This window comes from Streptomyces sp. NPDC091287, from assembly GCF_044768525.1.
GTDB lineage: Bacteria > Actinomycetota > Actinomycetes > Streptomycetales > Streptomycetaceae > Streptomyces.
The window spans coordinates 269,722-287,576 of record NZ_JBIVUV010000006.1 but is presented as its reverse complement, the minus strand read 5'-3'; the positions used below and the strand labels follow the sequence as shown (position 1 = coordinate 287,576).

The window sequence follows — 17,855 nt, the reverse complement described above, 5'->3', positions numbered from 1 at the left end:
AGCCGGGCCCGACCGTACGGGGCCGGCCCGGCGGTTCCGGGTGCGTCACAGGGCGGCGGACTTCAGCGGTACGGCGGGGTCGGCCACCCTCTCCGGGTCGAGGGCGGCCCCCGACCCGATGAGCCTGCGGCCCTGGGCGAGGTCACGCGGGCGGCCCACGGCGAGCACGGCCACCAGCGCGCCGTCGCGCAGCCAGCACACCGACCAGGCGGCGTCCGTCCCGTCGCCGCGCCACACCAGGGTGTCGGCGTCCGCGTGGTGGCCGGCGTACTGCACGAAGCGGCCGAACTGCTCGGACCAGAAGTACGGGACGGGGTCGTAGACGGGGAGCGGCTCCCCGCCCTGGGCGGCCATGATCGCGGCGGCGGCGGTGCGTGGGCCCTGGAGGGCGTTGTCCCAGTGGTGGACCAGCAGGCGCGTCCCGTAGCGGGCGGAGGGGAAGGAGGCGCAGTCCCCGACCGCGTACACATCGGGCACCGAGGTGCGCAGCGCACTGTCGGCGGTGACCGAGCCGTCCGGGCCGAGCGCGACCCCGGAGCCGGCCAGCCAGCGGGTGGCGGGGCGCGCGCCGATGCCGACGACCACGGCCCCGGCGGGCAGGACCCGGCCGTCGTCGAGGACGACGGCCCCCTCCTCGACGCGGTCGACCCGGGTCCCGGTGAGGAGTTCGGCGCCGCTGTCGGCGTACCAGGCGGCCATCGGGGCGGCCACCTCGGCGGGCAGGGTGCCCGCGAGCGGGCGGGCGGCGGCCTCGACGACGGTGACGGCGCAGCCCGCCGCGCGGGCGGCGGTGGCGAACTCCGCGCCGATCCAGCCCGCCCCGACGACGACCACGTCGTGCTGCCGGTCCAGGACGGGCCGCAGCCGGGCGGCGTCGTCGAGGGTGCGCAGCAGGTGGACGCCGGGCACGCCCGCGGCGCCGGGCAGGGTCATGGGCTCCGCACCGGTCGCGAGGACCAGGGCGTCGTAGGGCACCGGCCCGGCGGCGGTGTCCAGCACATGGTCGGCGGCGCGCAGAGCGGTGACGTCCAGGCCGAGGCGCAGGGTGATGTCCAACGCCTCGAAGTCGACGTCGAAGGCGGAGTGCTCGGCCTGGCCCAGCAGGACGGCCTTGGACAACGGCGGGCGGTCGTAGGGCTGGTGGGGTTCGGCGCCGATCAGGGTGACGGGCCCGGTGAAGCCCGCCTCGCGCAGGGCCACGGCGCTCTGCACGCCTGCCATGCCCGCCCCGACGACCACGACGTGCCGTGCCTGCCGCGCCGCCCGCTGTTCCGTCTGCTCGCTCACCCGTCCACCTTAATCAACTGACGGATCGTCAGGTAGAGGGGTGCGGGGAAGGAACCCGGGAAGCGCCTGGGAGCTCAGGAGGGAAGCTGTTCCACCACGCTGGTGCCGCTGCCCTCCTGGGACTCCCAGGCCCATCGCTCCTCCAGCCGCACCCGGCCGTCGGCGAGCTCGACGACCGTGGAGAGGCAGTGCCCGGACGAGGTCGTTCCGTCCTGCTTGAGCTGCACGTAGCGGAAGTCCAGCGCGTCCCCGTCGCGGGTGCCGACGAGATGACCGCGCACCACGTCGCCGCCCGCGTACTCGGCCCAGATCCGGCCGTCCGACTCGTGGTACGTGAAGCGGGTGCGGGTGCCGACCTGGCCCGGGGCCTGGTCGGCGACGGGTGACAGGACGAGTCCGTCGAGCGAACGGGCCATGGCGGGCGCTCCTCTACTGGCCGGGGGGCGGAGGGGTTTAGGGTGGCCAAGGTAGAACACTCGCGGGAGCCCGGACGCACCGGGCTGAGAGGGAGGCTGGACGGCCTCCGACCGTACGAACCTGCTCCGGGTCATGCCGGCGAAGGGAGGGGCTGGACACTCATGCGCGTCTCGGAGAGAAGCTCCGGATCCGACGTCCTCGTCATCGGGGGCGGAATCATCGGTCTGGTCACGGCGTGGCGGGCCGCCCAGCGGGGGCTGCGCGTCACGGTCGCGGACCCGGAACCGGGCGGCGGCGCCGCACAGGTCGCGGCGGGCATGCTGGCCGCCGTCACCGAACTGCACTACGGCGAGCAGATGCTGCTCGGGCTCAACCTCGCCTCCGCCGCCCGTTATCCCTCGTTCGTCGCCGAGCTGGAGGAGGCGAGCGGCCGGGACACCGGCTTCCGGACCTGCGGCACGCTCGCCGTCGCACTGGACTCCGACGACCGGGCGCATCTGCGCGAACTGCACGCCCTCCAGGAGCGTTCGGGCCTGGAGTCGGTCTGGCTCAGCGGCCGTGAGTGCCGCCGCCTGGAGCCGATGCTGGCCCCGGGCGTCCGGGGCGGCCTCCGGGTCGACGGCGACCACCAGGTGGATCCCCGCCGCCTCGCCGCGGCGCTGCTGACCGCGTGCGAACGGGCCGGGGTCGCGTTCCGCCGGACGACCGCCGAGCGGCTCACCGTCGCCGGGGGCCGGGCCGCCGGGGCGCTGCTCGGCGACGGTACGGAATTCGCGGCCGATCAGGTCGTGCTCGCCGCGGGCAGTCTCAGCGGCCGGCTCGCCGGGCTCCCGCCGGAGCTCGTACCGCCGGTCCGCCCGGTCAAGGGCCAGGTGCTCCGGCTCACCGTGCCCCGGGCGTACGCCCCCTTCCTCAGCCGCACCGTGCGCGCCGTGGTCCGGGGCGGCCACCTCTACCTCGTGCCGCGCGAGAACGGCGAGCTGGTCGTCGGCGCCACCAGCGAGGAGATGGGCTGGGACACCACGGTCACCGCCGGTGGGGTGTACGAGCTGCTGCGCGACGCCCACGAGCTGGTCCCGGGCATCACCGAGCTGCCGCTCACCGAGACCCGGGCCGGTCTGCGTCCCGCGTCGCCCGACAACGCCCCGCTGCTCGGCCCGACCGCCCTGCCCGGTCTGCTGCTCGCCACCGGCCACCACCGCAACGGCGTCCTGCTGACGCCCGTCACCGGGGACGCGATGGCCGACGTCCTGACCACCGGCGAGCTGCCCGAGACGGTCCGCCCCTTCACCCCCGGCCGTTTCGAACCCGCCGCCCTCGCCGCCCCCGTACTCCAGGAGCAGCCCGTATGACCCAGCAGCACGCCGTACCGGAATCCGCCGCCACCGTCTCCGTCTCGGTGAACGGGGAAGTCCGCGCCGTTCCCGCCGGGACGGACCTGGACGCCCTCGTCACCACGCTGACCCCGGCCCGCTCCGGGGTCGCCGCCGCCGTCAACGAGAGCGTCGTCCCGCGCGGCCAGTGGGCCACGACGAGGCTCGGCGAGGGCGACCGCGTCGAGGTCCTGACCGCCGTGCAGGGGGGCTGACCATGTCGGACGACGTCTTCACGCTGGGGCCCGCCACGTATGGCTCCCGGCTGATCATGGGCACCGGCGGGGCCCCGAGCCTGGAGGTGCTGGAGCGCTCGCTGATCGCCTCCGGCACCGAGCTGACGACGGTCGCGATGCGCCGGCTGGACCCGACCGTGCGGGGTTCGGTGCTCTCGGTGCTGGAGCGGCTCTCCATCCAGGTCCTGCCGAACACCGCCGGCTGCTTCACCGCGGGCGAGGCGGTGCTGACCGCCCGGCTGGCCAGGGAGGCGCTCGGCACCGACTGGGTGAAGCTGGAGGTGGTGGCCGACGAGCGGACCCTCCTGCCCGATCCGATCGAGCTGCTGGACGCGGCGGAGGTCCTGGTCGACGACGGGTTCACCGTGCTGCCCTACACCAACGACGATCCGGTCCTGGCCCGGAAGCTGGAGGACGTGGGGTGCGCGGCGATCATGCCGCTCGGCTCCCCCATCGGCTCCGGGCTCGGCATCCGCAACCCGCACAACTTCGAGCTGATCGTCGAGCGGGCCGGGGTGCCGGTGATCCTCGACGCGGGGGCCGGGACCGCCTCGGACGCGGCGCAGGCGATGGAGCTGGGGTGCGCCGCCGTGATGCTCGCCTCGGCGGTGACCCGGGCCCAGGAGCCGGAGCTGATGGCGGGTGCGATGCGTCACGCGGTGGAGGGCGGGCGGCTCGCGTACCGGGCGGGCCGGATTCCGCGCCGCCACTTCGCCGAGGCGTCCTCGCCCGTGGACGGGCGGGCGGCGCTGGATCCGGAGCGGCCCGCGTTCTGAGCGCCGGTACGCGTTCGGGGCGCCGCCCCGAACCCCGCTCCTCAATCGCCGGAGGGGCTTGAACTGGTCGTCGGAGGGGCTTGAACTGCCCCGGCCGCAGGGCGTGTGCCTGTCACGGATCGGCTGCAGAACGGCCCCGGGAACGCCCTCGCCCGTCCGGGGTGTCGGCGGCGGCTCGTAGACTCTCGGGGTGGACACGACCCTCCAGGACCCTCTCGTCGGGCAGCTGCTCGACGGCCGGTATCGCATTGAGGCGCGCATCGCCGTCGGCGGGATGGCCACGGTCTACCGGGCCGTGGACACCCGCCTGGACCGGGTGCTCGCCCTCAAGGTGATGCACCCGGCGCTCGCCACCGACGTCTCGTTCGTCGAGCGCTTCATCCGTGAGGCCAAGTCAGTGGCCCGCCTGGCGCATCCCAATGTCGTCGCGGTCTTCGACCAGGGTGCCGAGGGCGCGTATGTCTATCTCGCGATGGAGTACGTGGCGGGCTGCACCCTGCGCGACGTGCTGCGCGAGCGCGGGGCCCTGCAGCCCCGGGCGGCGCTGGACATCCTGGAGCCGGTCCTCGCCGCGCTCGGCGCCGCGCACCGGGCGGGGTTCGTGCACCGCGACATGAAGCCGGAGAACGTCCTGATAGGGGACGACGGCCGGGTGAAGGTCGCCGACTTCGGTCTGGTCAGAGCGGTCGGCACGACCACCGACAGCACCGGCTCCCTGCTGGGCACCGTGTCGTATCTGGCCCCCGAGCAGATCGAGCACGGCAGCGCCGACACCCGCAGCGATGTGTACGCCTGCGGGGTCGTGCTCTACGAGATGCTGACCGGCGTCAAGCCGCACACCGGCGAGAACGCCGCCCAGGTCATCTACCGGCACCTCAACTCCGACGTCCCGGCCCCGTCCGCCGTCGTGCCGGGGCTCCCGGTCGCGCTGGACAGCCTGGTGGCGAGCGCGACCGCCCGCAATCCCGAGGTGCGCCCGCACGACGCGGTGCTGCTGCTGGCCGAGGCGCGTGAGGCCCGTGCCACGCTGACCGACGCCGAGCTGGACGCCGTACCGCCCGGGGCCCTGTCGGATACTCATGACGGCGCGGACGACCGTACGAGCGTGATCCCGCGGGCCCTCCCGGCGGACGGCGACGGCGTGCACCGCACCAGCCGGCTGGAGATGCCGCCCGCGGGACCCGCCGCTCCCCGGCGCGGGACCGGCCGCCGCGGCCCGTTCGGCGGGCCGCACCGCAAGCTGATCACGGTGCTCGCCGCCGTACTGCTGACGCTGGGCATCGGGACGGGCGTCTGGTACATCAACTCGGGGCAGTTCACCCAGGTCCCCTCGCTGCTGGGCCAGACCCAGCAGACCGCCGAGAAGCGGCTCTCCGACGAGGGGCTCGGACTGAAGGGCGTGGAGCGGGTCTTCAGCGACACCGTCGAGCGGGGCTCGGTCGTGAACAGCGACCCCGCCTCGGGCGACCGGATCCGGGGCAACGGCTCGGTGAAACTGGTCGTCTCGCGGGGTCCGGAGATCGTGCGGGTGCCCGATGTCGTGGGCCGCTCCCTCGCGGACGCCCGGCGCTCCCTGAAGAAGGTGGGCCTGGTCCCCGGGATGGTGACCAGGGAGTTCAGCGAGGACGTGGCCCGCGGCGAGGTGATCCGCACGGATCCCCGCGCGGGCACGGACCGCAACCCGGACACGGCCGTGGCGCTCGTCGTCAGCAAGGGCGCCCCGATCGACGTCCCGGACGTCACCGGGCTCTCCGCCGAGGAGGCCACCGCCGAGCTGGAGGCCGAGGGGCTGAAGGCCGAGGTGCTGCCGGGCCGGGTCCACTCCGCCGAGGTCGAGGGCGATGTGGCCGAGCAGTCCCCCGGCGGAGGGACCGAGGCCGCCGAGGGCGACACGATCGAGCTGACCGTCTCCAAGGGCCCCCGGATGCTGGACGTCCCGGACGTCACCGGCCGGGACGTCGACGAGGCGCGGAGCACCCTGGAGGAGGCGGGCTTCGACGTGAAGGTCGACCGGCCGTTCCTCTCCTTCAGCGACACGATCGCGAGCCAGTCCGTGGACGGCGGCGAGCAGGCCCCCGAGGGGTCCACCATCACGATCAAGACCAAGGGGTTCTAGAACCAGATGCACACGCTGCGCAATCCGGTGGGCGGACACGTTCCGGTCGCCGGCGGCCTGGCCAAGGTCGGCCTGGAGTACGCCCGTGAGCTGGCGGCGGAGACCGTGCAGGTCTTCGTGGCCAATCCGCGCGGCTGGGCCACGCCCGCCGGGAACCCAGCACAGGACGAGCTGTTCCGGGCCGAGTGCCGGGCAGCCTCGATCCCGGCGTACGTCCACGCCCCGTATCTGATCAACTTCGGCTCGCACACCGAGGCGACGGTCGAGAAGTCCGTGGAGTCCCTGCGCCACTCACTGCGGCGGGCCCGGGAGATCGGCGCGCTGGGCGTGGTGGTGCACACCGGTTCGGCGACCGGCGGACGGCCGCGCGCCGAGGCGCTGGCCCAGGTGCGCGAGCACATGCGCCCGCTGCTGGACGAGCTGACCCACGACGACTCCCCGGACCTGCTGCTGGAGTCGACGGCCGGCCAGGGCTTCTCGCTCTGCTCGCGGACCTGGGACTTCGGTCCGTACTTCGAGGCGCTGGACTCCCACCCGAAGCTGGGCATCTGCCTGGACACGTGCCACATCTACGCCGCCGGACACGACCTGGCCGGCCCCTCGGGGATGCGGCAGACACTCGACCTGCTGGTGGACACGGTCGGCGAGGGGCGGCTCAAGCTGATCCACGCCAATGACTCCAAGGACGTCGTGGGCGCCCACAAGGACCGGCACGAGAACATCGGCGCCGGTCACATCGGAGTGGAGCCCTTCCGGGAGCTGCTCGCGCATCCGGCGACCCAAGGCGTGCCGCTGATCATCGAGACGCCCGGCGGCAAGGAGGGGCACGCGGCGGACGTGGCCCGGTTGAAGGCCCTCCGGGAGCCGAGTCAGAGCTCGGGGCCGTCCCCGGGCTCCTCCTGATAGGAGTAGCGCTGCTCGCCCCAGGGGTCGCCGATGTTGTGGTAGCCCCGCTCCTCCCAGAAGCCGCGCCGGTCCGCCGTCATGTACTCGATGCCCCGGACCCATTTAGGGCCTTTCCAGGCATACAGGTGCGGGACGACGAGGCGGAGCGGGAAGCCGTGCTCGGCGGTGAGGAGTTCGCCGTCCTTGTGGGTGGCGAACAGGGTGTGCTCGGAGGCGAAGTCGTCGAGGCGCAGGTTCGATGAGAAGCCGTATTCCGCCCAGACCATCACATGGGTGGCGTCGGGGGCGGGGGGCGCCAGTTCGAGGACCGTACGGGCGGGGATCCCGCCCCATTCGGCGCCGATCATGCTGAACTTCGTCACGCAGTGCAGATCGGCGACGACCGAGGAGAACGGCAGCGCCGAGAACTCCTGATGGTTCCAGCAGTGTTTGTCACCGTCGACGGTGGCCCCGAAGACCCGGAACTCCCAGCGGTCGGGCTTGAACTTGGGAACGGGCCCGTAGTGGGTGACCGGCCATCCGCGTTGCAGTCGCTGTCCCGGCGGAAGCTCGGACTGCTCTGTCTCGCGGTTCTCCCGGCTTTCCGGCTGACCCATGCCTCCATGGTGACAGACAGGCAGTGGTGGTCATGACCAGGGAGTACCCCATCCGGGCAACTCGTACTAAGCGTGCACTTACTGGACGGCCGCCGGGCGCGGTGCGAGGATCTCGCCAACTCGCCAGATCGATCACCGGTTGGAAGGAGCCTTTGCCATGCAGGGCGACCCCGAGGTCCTTGAGTTTCTCAATGAGCAGCTGACCGCCGAATTGACTGCCATCAATCAGTACTTCCTGCACGCCAAGATGCAGGACAACTTCGGGTGGACGAAGCTCGCCAAATACACCCGGGCCGAGTCCTTCGACGAGATGAAGCACGCCGAGATCCTCACCGACCGGATCCTGTTCCTCGAAGGGCTGCCGAACTACCAGCGGCTCTTCCATGTGCGGGTGGGCCAGACGGTCACCGAGATGTTCCAGGCGGACCGCCAGGTCGAGGTGGAGGCGATCGACCGCCTCAAGCGCGGCATCGAGGTGATGCGCGGCAAGGGCGACATCACGTCCGCGAACATCTTCGAGTCGATCCTGGCGGACGAGGAGCACCACATCGACTATCTCGACACCCAGCTGGAGCTGGTCGAGAAGCTCGGTGAGCCGCTCTACATCGCCCAGCTGATCGAGCAGCCGGAGAGCTGACCGTCAGGCGGCCTCGGGAAGGCGTACGTCCCCGAGCGCACTCACGGTCGCGGGTTCCTGTCGCTGGTCGAGCAGCTCGCGGCGGGGGCAGTCGCCCCGGCCCAGCAGCGCCTGGATGCGGCGTACACATCCACCACAGTCCGTCCCGGCCTTGCAGGCCGAGGCGATCTGCCGGGGTGTGCAGGCTCCGGCGTCCGCATGCTTCTTGACCTGTGCTTCCGTGACGCCGAAGCAGGAACAGACGTACATGCGGTTCACCTCCCTGCGGGTCGATCACGGGCGCCGCTCCGATTTCCACGGTGAGGCTAACCTAACCTTACCCGCCGCTCAACCGGCGTAAAAGCCCGGATACGACTGTGGGGCACGGATCACATGGATCCGTGCCCCACAGGTGCGACTGCCGGGAATTCTCCCGGCCCGCCGGACTACTGGTCGCGGTACATCTCGGCGACGAGGAAGGCCAGGTCGAGGGACTGGCTGCGGTTGAGCCGGGGGTCGCAGGCCGTCTCGTAGCGCTGGTGCAGATCGTCCACGAAGATCTCGTGGCCGCCGCCCACGCACTCGGTGACGTCGTCGCCGGTCAGCTCCACGTGGATGCCGCCCGGGTGGGTGCCGAGGCCCTTGTGGACCTCGAAGAAGCCCTTGACCTCGTCCAGGACGTCGTCGAAACGGCGCGTCTTGTGGCCGGAGGCGGCCTCGAAGGTGTTGCCGTGCATCGGGTCGGTCACCCAGGCGACGGTCGCGCCGGAGGCGGTGACCTTCTCGACCAGCTCGGGGAGCTTGTCGCGGACCTTGTCGGCGCCCATCCGGACGACGAAGGTCAGCCGGCCCGGCTCGCGCTCGGGGTCGAGGCGGTCGATGTAGCCGAGCGCCTCGTCGACGGTGGTCGTCGGGCCGAGCTTGATGCCGATCGGGTTGCTGATCCGGGCGGCGAACTCGATGTGCGCGCCGTCCATCTGGCGGGTGCGCTCACCGATCCACACCATGTGGGCGGAGGTGTCGTACAGCTCGCCGGTGCGCGAGTCCGTACGGGTCAGCGCCGACTCGTAGTCCAGCAGCAGGGCCTCGTGCGAGGCGTAGAACTCGACCGCCTTGAACTCGGCCGGGTCGGTGCCGCACGCCTTCATGAAGTTCAGCGCGTTGTCGATCTCGCGGGCCAGCGCCTCGTAGCGCTGACCGGCGGGGGACGACTTCACGAAGTCCTGGTTCCAGGCGTGGACCTGGCGCAGGTCGGCGTAACCGCCGGTGGTGAAGGCGCGCACCAGGTTCAGCGTGGAGGAGGACGCGTGGTACATCTGCTTCAGCCGCGCGGGGTCCGGGATCCGGGCCTCCTCGGTGAAGGCGAAGCCGTTCACCGAGTCGCCGCGGTAGGTCGGCAGGGTCACGCCGTCGCGGGTCTCGGTCGACTTGGAGCGCGGCTTGGAGTACTGGCCCGCGATGCGGCCGACCTTCACCACGGGCACGGAGGCCGCGTAGGTCAGGACGGCGCTCATCTGGAGCAGCGTCTTCAGCTTGGCCCGGATGTGCTCGGCGGACACGGCGTCGAAGGCCTCGGCGCAGTCGCCGCCCTGCAGCAGGAACGCCTCGCCCTTGGCGACGGCTCCCAGGCGGGCGCGCAGCTGGTCGCACTCGCCGGCGAAGACGAGCGGCGGATACGACGCGAGGTCCGCGAGTACATCGCGCAGGGCCTCGGAGTCGGGGTACTCGGGCTGCTGCGCCGCGGGAAGGTCTCGCCAGGTGTTGCCACCGGCGACGGAGGTATTGGCGTTCACGGTCACGAGCACAACATTACGGGGTCGGAAGGGGCGTCCAGCCGTGCGCTCAACAGATGAGACACACGCTCCGACGCTCGGACCGGTCCGCTAGGGTCGGGGCATGTCGACGCGACTGATCGAGATCTCGATCCAGAACTGGTGGTGGACCGCTCATCCGGCGGCCCGCTGATTCATCGCGCTGACACTTCGCGAAGGCCGCCCGAGGGGCGGCCTTTCTGCGTTGCGGAGCCGTTCCTCCCCCTGTGAATCCCGTACGGAATCCCGTGCGGGCCGTCCGGAAGGAACCTGCTCCCATGTCACAGACCGCATCCCGCTCCGCCTCCGGTCTCATCCGCCGGCTGCTGGCCGACGACGCCCCGCCGTTCGCCCTGCTGCGCCGGCGCACGCCCGGCCGTGACCACGATCACGTCGAACTGCTGATCGGCGGGGTGCGGGAGGCGGACCGGTTGGCCGACCTGCCGGTGGGCGCGGCGCCCGCGCTGGCCCTGGTGCCGTTCCGGCAGATCGCCGAGCGCGGCTTCGACGTGCGCGACGACGGCACCCCGCTGAGCGTGCTGGTCGCCGACGAGACGCACGAGCTGGAGCTCGCGGAGCTGCTGGCGGCGCTGCCCGCCCATGACGTGCGGGTGGAGGACCGGGGCTTCGACGTGGCGGACGCGGAGTACGCGGACATCGTGCGGCGGGTCATCCGGGACGAGATCGGGCAGGGCGAGGGCGCGAACTTCGTGATCCGGCGGACGTTCCGGGGCGAGATCCCCGGGTTCGGGCGGGCGGACGCGCTGGCGCTGTTCCGGCGGCTGCTGGCGGGCGAGCGGGGCGCGTACTGGACGTTCGTCGTCCACACCGGGGACAGGACGCTGGTGGGGGCCAGCCCGGAGGTGCATGTGCGGATGTCCGGCGGGACGGTCGTGATGAACCCGATCAGCGGGACGTACCGCTACCCGGCCGATGGGCCCACCGCGACAAGCCTGCTGGCGTTCCTGGGCGACCGCAAGGAGAGCGAGGAGCTGTCCATGGTGGTCGACGAGGAGCTGAAGATGATGTGCACGGTGGGCGACATGGGCGGGGTGGTGGTCGGGCCCCGGCTCAAGGAGATGGCGCACCTCGCGCACACCGAGTACGAGCTGCGCGGGAAGTCCTCGCTGGATGTGCGGGACGTGCTGCGCGAGACGATGTTCGCGGCGACCGTCACCGGCTCCCCGGTGCAGAACGCGTGCCGGGTCATCGAGCGGTACGAGTCCGGGGGGCGCGGCTACTACGCGGGCGCGCTGGCCCTGCTGGGCCGGGACGCGAGCGGGGCGCAGACCCTGGACTCGCCGATCCTGATCCGTACGGCCGACATCGCCGCGGACGGCTCGCTGAAGGTGCCCGTCGGGGCCACCCTCGTCCGCCACTCGGACCCGGAGGGCGAGGTCGCCGAGACGCATGCGAAGGCTGCCGGGGTGCTGGCCGCGCTGGGGGTGCGGCCGGGCCGGCCCGGGGCGGAGGCGGACCGCCCGCGGCTGGCATCGGACCCCCGGGTGCAGGCGGCGCTGGACGACCGGCGCGGAGGGCTCGCGCCGTTCTGGCTGCGGATGCAGGAGCGCACCCGGGATCTTTCGGGGCATGCGCTGGTGGTGGACGGCGAGGACACGTTCACCGCGATGCTGGCCCATCTGCTGCGGTCGTCCGGTCTTGACGTCTCGGTGCGCCGCTACGACGAGCCGGGGCTGCGCCAGGTGGTCCGCGCGCACGAAGGGCCGGTGGTGCTGGGTCCGGGGCCGGGCAATCCGGGCGATCTCACCGATCCGAAGATGCGGCTGCTGCGGGAGATCACCGCCGAGCTGGTGCGGGACCACCGGCACGGCCTGCTGGGGGTCTGCCTCGGGCACGAGCTGATCGCGGCGGAGCTGGGGCTTGAGATCGTGCGCAAGGCCGTGCCGTACCAGGGGGCACAGACCCGGATCGAGCTGTTCGGCCGGCCGGAGACCGTGGGCTTCTACAACAGCTTCACCGGGCGGTGCGACGGTCCGGCCGCCGTCGAGCTGGCCGCGCACGGGATCGAGGTGAGCCGCGACGAGGACAGCGGTGAGCTGCACGCGCTGCGCGGTCCCGGTTTCGCCTCGGTGCAGTTCCACCCGGAGTCGGTGCTGACGGTGCGGGGCTCGGTGATCGTGACGGAGCTGCTGGCGGGGCTGCCGGTGGTGCCCAGCTGAGGGGCGGCTTCACGCCCTCGGCACGAGGACGTTCTCGCTGTGGCGGCGGGCCAGGTAGTCGGTGACGTTCTTGACGGTCGCGTCGATGATCTGGCCCACCGCGTCCTCGGTGTAGTACGCCTGGTGGGAGGTGACGACGACGTTGGGGAAGGTCACCAGACGGGCGAGGGTGTCGTCGTCGATGCCCTCCAGGGACTTGTCGAGGAAGAACAGCCCGGCCTCCGCCTCGTACACGTCGAGTCCCACGCCGAGGAAGCGGCCCGCGCGCAACTCGGTGACCAGGGCGGCGGTGTCGATGAGGCCGCCGCGGCTGGAGTTGACGAGGATCGCGTCGTCCTTCATCGCCTTGAGGGCGGCCTCGTCGATGATGTGGTGGGTGCTGGGGAGCAGCGGCACGTGCAGGCTGATCAGGTCGGCCTCGGCGAACAGCCGCTCCTTGTCGACGTACTCCATGCCCAGCTCGACGCAGGCCGGATTCTCCGCCACGTCCCAGCCGAGCAGCTTCATGCCGAAGCCGTGGGCGATCCGGGTGAACGCCTCGCCGATCTTCCCGGTGCCGAGCACCCCGACGGTCCGGCCGCGCATGTCCCGGCCGAGCAGCCCGTCCAGGCGGAAGTCGAAGTCCCGGGTGCGGCTCGCGGCGCGGATGATGCGCCGGTTGACGGCCATGGCGAGCGTCCAGGCGAATTCGGCGACCGAGTACGGGGAGTAGTACGAGACCCGGGCGACGCGCAGGGCGAGGCGCTCGGCGACCTCCAGGTCGATGTTGTTGAACCCGGTGGAGCGCTGGGCGATCATCTGCGTGCCGCCGGCGGCGAGCGTCTGGAGCACCTGGGCGCCGAGGTCGGCGTTGACGCTGGTGGAGACGGCTTCATAGCCGGCCGCGATGGGTGCGGTGTCCCGGTTCAGGAAGACGTCCAGGCACCGGACCTCGTGCAGCCCCTCGAAGGCCTTCTCGATCAGGGGCTTCTCGTCGGACTGCACACCGAAGGCCAGGATTTCCACGGGTACTCCCGATCTGTTTCCGAAGGCGGGGCCGGACACCGCGAATATACGGCTCCGCCCCCGGGCCCGCCGGTCAGACGTCGTCGAGGCCGCGCTCGATGGCGTACCGCACGAGCTCCACCCGGTTGTGCAGTTGGAGCTTGCCGAGGGTGTTCTGCACATGGTTCTGCACGGTGCGGTGCGAGATGACCAGGCGTTCGGCGATCTGCTTGTACGAGAGTCCCTTGGCGACCAGTCGCAGCACCTCGGTCTCCCGGTCGGTGAGCTGCGGGGCCTTGGGCTCGTTCGACGCCACGGGTACGGGGTCGGAGGCGAGTCGGCGGTACTCGCCGAGGACCAGACCCGCCAGGCCCGGGGTGAAGACCGGGTCGCCTGCCGCGGTGGAGCGGACCGCGTCGGTCAGCTCCTGGGTGGAGGCGGACTTCAGCAGATAGCCGGTTGCCCCGGACTTCACCGCCTCCAGGACGTCGGCGTGCTCGCCGCTCGCGGAGAGGACCAGGACCCGCAGGCCCGGGTGGGAGCCGACGAGCTCCTTGCAGACCTGGACGCCGGGCATGCCGGGGAGGTTCAGGTCGAGGACCAGGACGTCCGGGCTCACGGCCTTGGCCCGGCGGACCGCCTGCGGGCCGTCCCCGGCGGTCGCGACGACGTCGAAGCCGGACTCGGCCAGATCGCGGGCGACCGCGTCGCGCCACATGGGGTGGTCGTCGACGACCATGACCCTGATGGGCCGGTCCGCGGCCCCCTGCTCGTCCTGTGTCGTGCTCTGTGTACTCATCGGGCCGATCCTGCCTTCCCCCGGGAAACCCTCGGTGCTTTGGGAACCTTCAACTCGACCTCGCAGCCCTGTCCGGGCACCGAGATCAGCTCTGCCGTGCCGCCCAGGTCGCGCAGCCGGCCCCGGATGGACAGCGCGACGCCGAGCCGCCCCTCCCCCTCCGCCTGGGCGAGCCGCCCCTCCGGGATGCCGGGGCCGTCGTCCCGGACGGTGACGATCACCTCGTCCGGCTCGTCCTCGACCAGGATCCACGCCTGGGCGTCCGGACCGGCGTGCACGGTCACGTTGTCCAGCGCGGCGCTGACGGCGGCGGCCAGCTCACGGGCCGACTCGGCGGGGAGCAGCACCGGGGCGCCCGGCTCCGCGAAGCTCGTGCGGGATCCCGCGTGCGGGGCGAGCAGGGCGCGCAGGTCGCAGGCGGCGCCGGAGCCTTCGTCGTCGTCCACGTCGACCGTGCGGACCACGGCCCCCTCGGCGGCGTCCTCGGAGACCCGGGTCGGTGGGACCAGGCCGCTGGAGACCAGGGTGCGCAGGGCGACCTCCTGCTCCCCGGCCATCCGGCCCAGCTCGGCCGCCTCGCCGCCGATGGCGGTGCCCCGGCGCTGGACCATGGCGAGGACCTGGAGCACGCTGTCGTGGATGTCGCGGGCCAGCCGTTCGCGTTCGCGGGTGGTGGCCTCGATCTCCAGGGCGCGGGCCAGGGTGCGTTCACTGGCGCGGGCGACCTCGACGACGTACCCGATGGCGATGGAGGCGACCCAGACGAGCAGGACGTTGTGGTAGGTGTCCCGGCTGGGCTCGCCGCGCTGGATGATGTTGGCGGCGGCGACGAACGTGGAGGCGAAGGCCGCCCACCGCCAGCCGCCCTTGATCGCGAAGGCGAGGACCGCGCCGGCCGTCCAGATCGACGGCAGCGTCGGGCCGTCGAACGACTGGGAGTCGAAGTCGGCGAGCGGGGTGAGCAGGATGCCGGTCAGCGCGACGACCAGGTCCGCCACGAGGAAGCGTTTGGTGCAGCTCGCCGCCGAGCGGACCTTCGGCAGCGTGGCGAGCGTCCAGACGAAGAGGAACGCCAGATACGCGACGGCCACCCAGGGCCGCTCGAACCTCTGCTGGCCGAAGTTGTCCTTCCCGAAGATCGCGAGCAGCACCGCGTAGATCATCGTCAGGACGCGGTAGCCCGTCAGCGCGCGCCAGAGCGGCAGCTCGACCGACATCCGTACGACCCGCTCACGCTTGGCCATGCCCCCACACCCCCCGGACGGTGAACGACGCGGTTACGCGCCGGACCGTTCCGTTCCGTTCTCGTTGCTCGCGGCGGCCTGCTTCTGGGCGCGCTTGGCCTCTTCGGACCTGGCCTTCGCCTCCTCCGCCCGGGCCTTCGCCTCGTCGGCGATCTGGCGCTTGGCGGCGGTGGCGTAGACGTCCACGTACTCCTGGCCGGAGAGCTTCATGATCTCGTACATGACCTCGTCGGTCACCGAGCGCAGGATGAAGCGGTCGCCGTCCATGCCCTGGTAGCGGCTGAAGTCCAGCGGCTTGCCGATCCGGATGCCGGGGCGCATCAGCTTGGGCATCACCTGGCCGGGCGGCTGGATCTTCTCGGTGTCGATCATGGCGACCGGGATCACGGGCGCTCCGGTGGCCAGCGCGACCCGGGCCAGACCGCCGGGCTTGCCCCGGTAGAGGCGGCCGTCGGGCGAGCGGGTGCCCTCGGGGTAGATACCGAAGAGGCCGCCGCTCTCGACGACCTGGATGCCCGCCTTGATCGCCGCCTCGCCCGCGCCGCGCGCTCCGGAGCGGTCGACGGGGAGCTGGCCGACGCCCTTGAAGAAGGCGGCGGTGAGCTTGCCCTTGACCCCGGGGGCGGTGAAGTACTCGGCCTTGGCGATGAAGGTGACCTTGCGGTCCAGCACGGCCGGGAGGAAGAACGAGTCGGAGAACGACAGGTGGTTGCTCGCGAGGATCGCCGGGCCGCGCTCGGGGATGTTCTCCAGGCCCTCCACCCACGGCCGGAAGGCGAGCTTCAGGGACCCGCCGATGGAGAACTTCATTGCGCCGTAGATCAACTCTTGTGCCTCCTGTGTGCTGTCGTGGAGACCTTAGCCTGTGAGCTCGTCGCGGCCTGTGCCCGGCAGGGGAGGACCGGCCTGCCCCGGCGGGCCGTGCGGGGCGGTCCCGGGGGGCGTGACGGCCCTGGTCGGTGTCGGTCCGGTCGCGTACGGTGAAGTCATCCGTCAAGCACTCCCCCAGGTGCCCGCCCGCCCCGTCCCACGAACAGGAGACCCTGGTGCCGGTCCTCCCTGGAGCCGAGCCGTTCCGCCACGAGGGCGGAGAGGTCGGCGTCCTGCTCTGTCATGGCTTCACCGGATCGCCGCAGTCGCTGCGCCCCTGGGCGGACTATCTCGCCGAGCGCGGGCTGACGGTCTCGCTGCCGCTGCTGCCGGGCCACGGCACCCGCTGGGAGGACATGGCGGTCACCGGCTGGCAGGACTGGTACGCGGAGGTGGACCGGGAGCTGCGGGTCCTCGGGGAGAAGTGCGAGCGGGTCTTCGTCTTCGGTCTGTCCATGGGCGGCGCGCTGAGCCTGCGGCTCGCGGCCAAGCACGGGGACGCGATCAGCGGTCTGGTGCTGGTCAACCCGGCCAACAAGGTGCACGGCCTGTCGGCGTACGCCCTGCCGGTGGCCCGTCATCTGGTGCGGACGACCAAGGGCCTGGTCGACGACATCGCGCTCCCGGGCTCGCACGAGGTGGGCTACGACAAGGTGCCGCTGCACGCCGCGCACTCGGTGCGGAGGTTCTTCCGGCTGGTCGACGGGGAGCTGCCCCAGGTGACCCAGCCGGTGGTGCTGCTGCACAGCCCGCAGGACCATGTCGTGCCGCCCGCGGACAGCGCGCGGATCCTGAGCCGGATCTCCTCGACGGACGTCTCGGAGATCCTGTTGGAACAGAGCTACCACGTGGCGACGTTGGACCATGATGCGGAGCGGATCTTCGATGAGAGCTACCGGTTCATCGGCCGTCTCGCACCGAGCGTCGGGATGAAGGGGAGCACGTCCGGTGGCTGAGCACGACGCGGAACGCACAGGCAGCGACGAGGAGCGCGAACCGCGCCCCACGGAGCCCGCGGCCGTCCCGGAGGGGACGAAGCCGGCGGGGGCGGAGGGAGCGGAGCAGGAGCGGGCGATCGACGAGGACGCGGCGTGGGCCGCGATCGTCGAGGGGTACGGGGAGGAGCCGCCGGACCCGCCGGGCGCCAAGCCGTTCAAGTCCATCGAGGACCTGGCCCTGCTGGAGGACGATCAGCTCAATGTGGTGGGGCCGAAGGACGGCTCCGCCGGTGATCCGGCGGACAAGGGGTCGGGCAAGACTCCCCCGAAGCCGCCGGAGAAGAAGCCGCTCGGCAGCTCCGTGGTGTTCGCGCCCGGTGTCGCCGGCCCCCGCGACTACGAGCTGCCCGAGTCCAAGGACGACGGCGTCGGCGAGCCGGACGACGGGGACGAGGGCCATTTCGTGCCCCCGGAGCCGCCGCCGCTGCCGGAGGCCGACGTCACGGCGAAGTTCGCCTGGCTCGCGGTGATCGGCGGGCCGGTCCTGATGCTGATCGCGGTGATGCTCCGCTGGGAGATGACGTGGTGGCTCACCACGCTCTGCATCGGCGGCTTCCTCGGCGGCTTCGCGACCCTGGTGGCCCGGATGCCGCACGACGACGATGACGACACCTACGGCGACCCGGGGCGCGGCGCGGTCGTGTAG

19 protein-coding genes and 1 riboswitch are annotated in these 17,855 nt (G+C 71.9%); of the genes, 10 read left to right on the top strand and 9 right to left on the bottom strand.

Going from position 1 to position 17,855, the window contains the following annotated elements:
• Window positions 1-45: 45 nt before the first annotated feature.
• A complete protein-coding gene (locus tag ACIQRW_RS12430) occupies window positions 46-1,287 on the bottom strand; it encodes an NAD(P)/FAD-dependent oxidoreductase (RefSeq protein ID WP_403758060.1) in 1,242 nt (413 codons plus the stop codon).
• Window positions 1,288-1,361: 74 nt separating this feature from the next.
• Window positions 1,362-1,703: a hypothetical protein gene (locus tag ACIQRW_RS12425; protein WP_403758057.1), complete on the bottom strand. Its 342-nt coding sequence runs from the start codon at window positions 1,701-1,703 to the stop codon at window positions 1,362-1,364.
• Between the two features lie 52 nt (window positions 1,704-1,755).
• Window positions 1,756-1,868, top strand: a riboswitch (TPP riboswitch).
• Between ACIQRW_RS12425 and thiO the strand changes: the two genes are divergently transcribed.
• The 5 genes from thiO (at window position 1,866) to ACIQRW_RS12400 (ending at window position 7,108) form a co-directional block, all read left to right on the top strand.
• Window positions 1,866-3,056 carry a glycine oxidase ThiO gene (gene thiO, locus ACIQRW_RS12420; RefSeq protein WP_403758054.1) on the top strand — a complete coding sequence of 397 codons (1,191 nt, stop codon included), beginning with the start codon at window positions 1,866-1,868 and terminating at the stop codon, window positions 3,054-3,056. (Overlaps the previous riboswitch by 3 nt.)
• Window positions 3,053-3,292 carry a sulfur carrier protein ThiS gene (gene thiS, locus ACIQRW_RS12415; RefSeq protein ID WP_403758051.1) on the top strand — a complete coding sequence of 80 codons (240 nt, stop codon included), beginning with the start codon at window positions 3,053-3,055 and terminating at the stop codon, window positions 3,290-3,292. Before thiO ends, thiS begins: the two co-directional genes overlap by 4 nt.
• Window positions 3,293-3,294: 2 nt before the next feature.
• Window positions 3,295-4,089 carry a thiazole synthase gene (locus tag ACIQRW_RS12410; protein WP_018957457.1) on the top strand — a complete coding sequence of 265 codons (795 nt, stop codon included), beginning with the start codon at window positions 3,295-3,297 and terminating at the stop codon, window positions 4,087-4,089.
• A gap of 190 nt (window positions 4,090-4,279) precedes the next feature.
• Complete coding sequence (gene pknB / locus ACIQRW_RS12405) at window positions 4,280-6,205, top strand: Stk1 family PASTA domain-containing Ser/Thr kinase (protein ID WP_403758048.1); 1,926 nt, start codon at window positions 4,280-4,282, stop codon at window positions 6,203-6,205.
• Between the two features lie 6 nt (window positions 6,206-6,211).
• Window positions 6,212-7,108 (top strand): deoxyribonuclease IV, encoded by an 897-nt coding sequence (locus ACIQRW_RS12400; protein ID WP_403758045.1) that lies wholly within the window; start codon window positions 6,212-6,214, stop codon window positions 7,106-7,108.
• On the opposite strand, the gene ACIQRW_RS12395 is transcribed toward ACIQRW_RS12400, so the two are convergent.
• On the bottom strand, window positions 7,075-7,707 hold the full coding sequence (locus ACIQRW_RS12395) for a sulfite oxidase-like oxidoreductase (protein ID WP_403758042.1): 633 nt from the start codon (window positions 7,705-7,707) through the stop codon (window positions 7,075-7,077). The genes ACIQRW_RS12400 and ACIQRW_RS12395 overlap by 34 nt on opposite strands.
• 157 nt (window positions 7,708-7,864) lie before the next feature.
• Here ACIQRW_RS12395 and bfr point away from each other — a divergent pair, with 157 nt between their 5' ends.
• Window positions 7,865-8,344, top strand: coding sequence for a bacterioferritin (bfr, locus tag ACIQRW_RS12390; protein WP_215104479.1), 480 nt, complete (start codon window positions 7,865-7,867; stop codon window positions 8,342-8,344).
• 3 nt (window positions 8,345-8,347) lie between these two features.
• Here the strand turns inward: bfr and ACIQRW_RS12385 are convergent, their stop codons facing one another.
• Together ACIQRW_RS12385 and ACIQRW_RS12380 are read right to left on the bottom strand one after the other, a co-directional pair.
• Window positions 8,348-8,593: a bacterioferritin-associated ferredoxin gene (locus tag ACIQRW_RS12385; RefSeq protein WP_403758039.1), complete on the bottom strand. Its 246-nt coding sequence runs from the start codon at window positions 8,591-8,593 to the stop codon at window positions 8,348-8,350.
• A gap of 176 nt (window positions 8,594-8,769) precedes the next feature.
• A complete protein-coding gene (locus ACIQRW_RS12380) occupies window positions 8,770-10,116 on the bottom strand; it encodes a class II 3-deoxy-7-phosphoheptulonate synthase (RefSeq protein WP_403758447.1) in 1,347 nt (448 codons plus the stop codon).
• 103 nt (window positions 10,117-10,219) lie between these two features.
• On the opposite strand from ACIQRW_RS12380, the gene ACIQRW_RS12375 reads away from it, so the two are divergent.
• Entirely contained in the window at window positions 10,220-10,288 is a 69-nt protein-coding gene (locus ACIQRW_RS12375; protein WP_106431529.1) for a trp operon leader peptide, read from the top strand.
• Between the two features lie 124 nt (window positions 10,289-10,412).
• Window positions 10,413-12,314, top strand: coding sequence for an anthranilate synthase family protein (locus ACIQRW_RS12370; protein WP_403758036.1), 1,902 nt, complete (start codon window positions 10,413-10,415; stop codon window positions 12,312-12,314).
• Between the two features lie 9 nt (window positions 12,315-12,323).
• Here ACIQRW_RS12370 and ACIQRW_RS12365 read toward each other — a convergent pair whose 3' ends face one another.
• The 4 genes from ACIQRW_RS12365 to ACIQRW_RS12350 all read right to left on the bottom strand — a co-directional run bounded on the left by ACIQRW_RS12365 (window position 12,324) and on the right by ACIQRW_RS12350 (window position 16,166).
• Window positions 12,324-13,319, bottom strand: a complete 996-nt coding sequence (locus ACIQRW_RS12365) for a 2-hydroxyacid dehydrogenase (RefSeq protein WP_403758033.1) — start codon at window positions 13,317-13,319, stop codon at window positions 12,324-12,326.
• A gap of 73 nt (window positions 13,320-13,392) precedes the next feature.
• A complete protein-coding gene (locus ACIQRW_RS12360; protein ID WP_403758031.1) occupies window positions 13,393-14,097 on the bottom strand; it encodes a response regulator in 705 nt (234 codons plus the stop codon).
• Window positions 14,094-15,341 carry a MacS family sensor histidine kinase gene (macS, locus tag ACIQRW_RS12355; RefSeq protein WP_403758028.1) on the bottom strand — a complete coding sequence of 416 codons (1,248 nt, stop codon included), beginning with the start codon at window positions 15,339-15,341 and terminating at the stop codon, window positions 14,094-14,096. The genes ACIQRW_RS12360 and macS overlap by 4 nt, the downstream gene beginning before the upstream one ends.
• A 33-nt stretch (window positions 15,342-15,374) precedes the next feature.
• Window positions 15,375-16,166, bottom strand: a complete 792-nt coding sequence (locus ACIQRW_RS12350; RefSeq protein ID WP_403758025.1) for a lysophospholipid acyltransferase family protein — start codon at window positions 16,164-16,166, stop codon at window positions 15,375-15,377.
• Between the two features lie 221 nt (window positions 16,167-16,387).
• Here ACIQRW_RS12350 and ACIQRW_RS12345 point away from each other — a divergent pair, with 221 nt between their 5' ends.
• Window positions 16,388-17,167 (top strand): alpha/beta hydrolase, encoded by a 780-nt coding sequence (locus tag ACIQRW_RS12345; protein WP_403758023.1) that lies wholly within the window; start codon window positions 16,388-16,390, stop codon window positions 17,165-17,167.
• A complete protein-coding gene (locus ACIQRW_RS12340; RefSeq protein ID WP_403758020.1) occupies window positions 17,160-17,855 on the top strand; it encodes a hypothetical protein in 696 nt (231 codons plus the stop codon). The genes ACIQRW_RS12345 and ACIQRW_RS12340 overlap by 8 nt, the downstream gene beginning before the upstream one ends.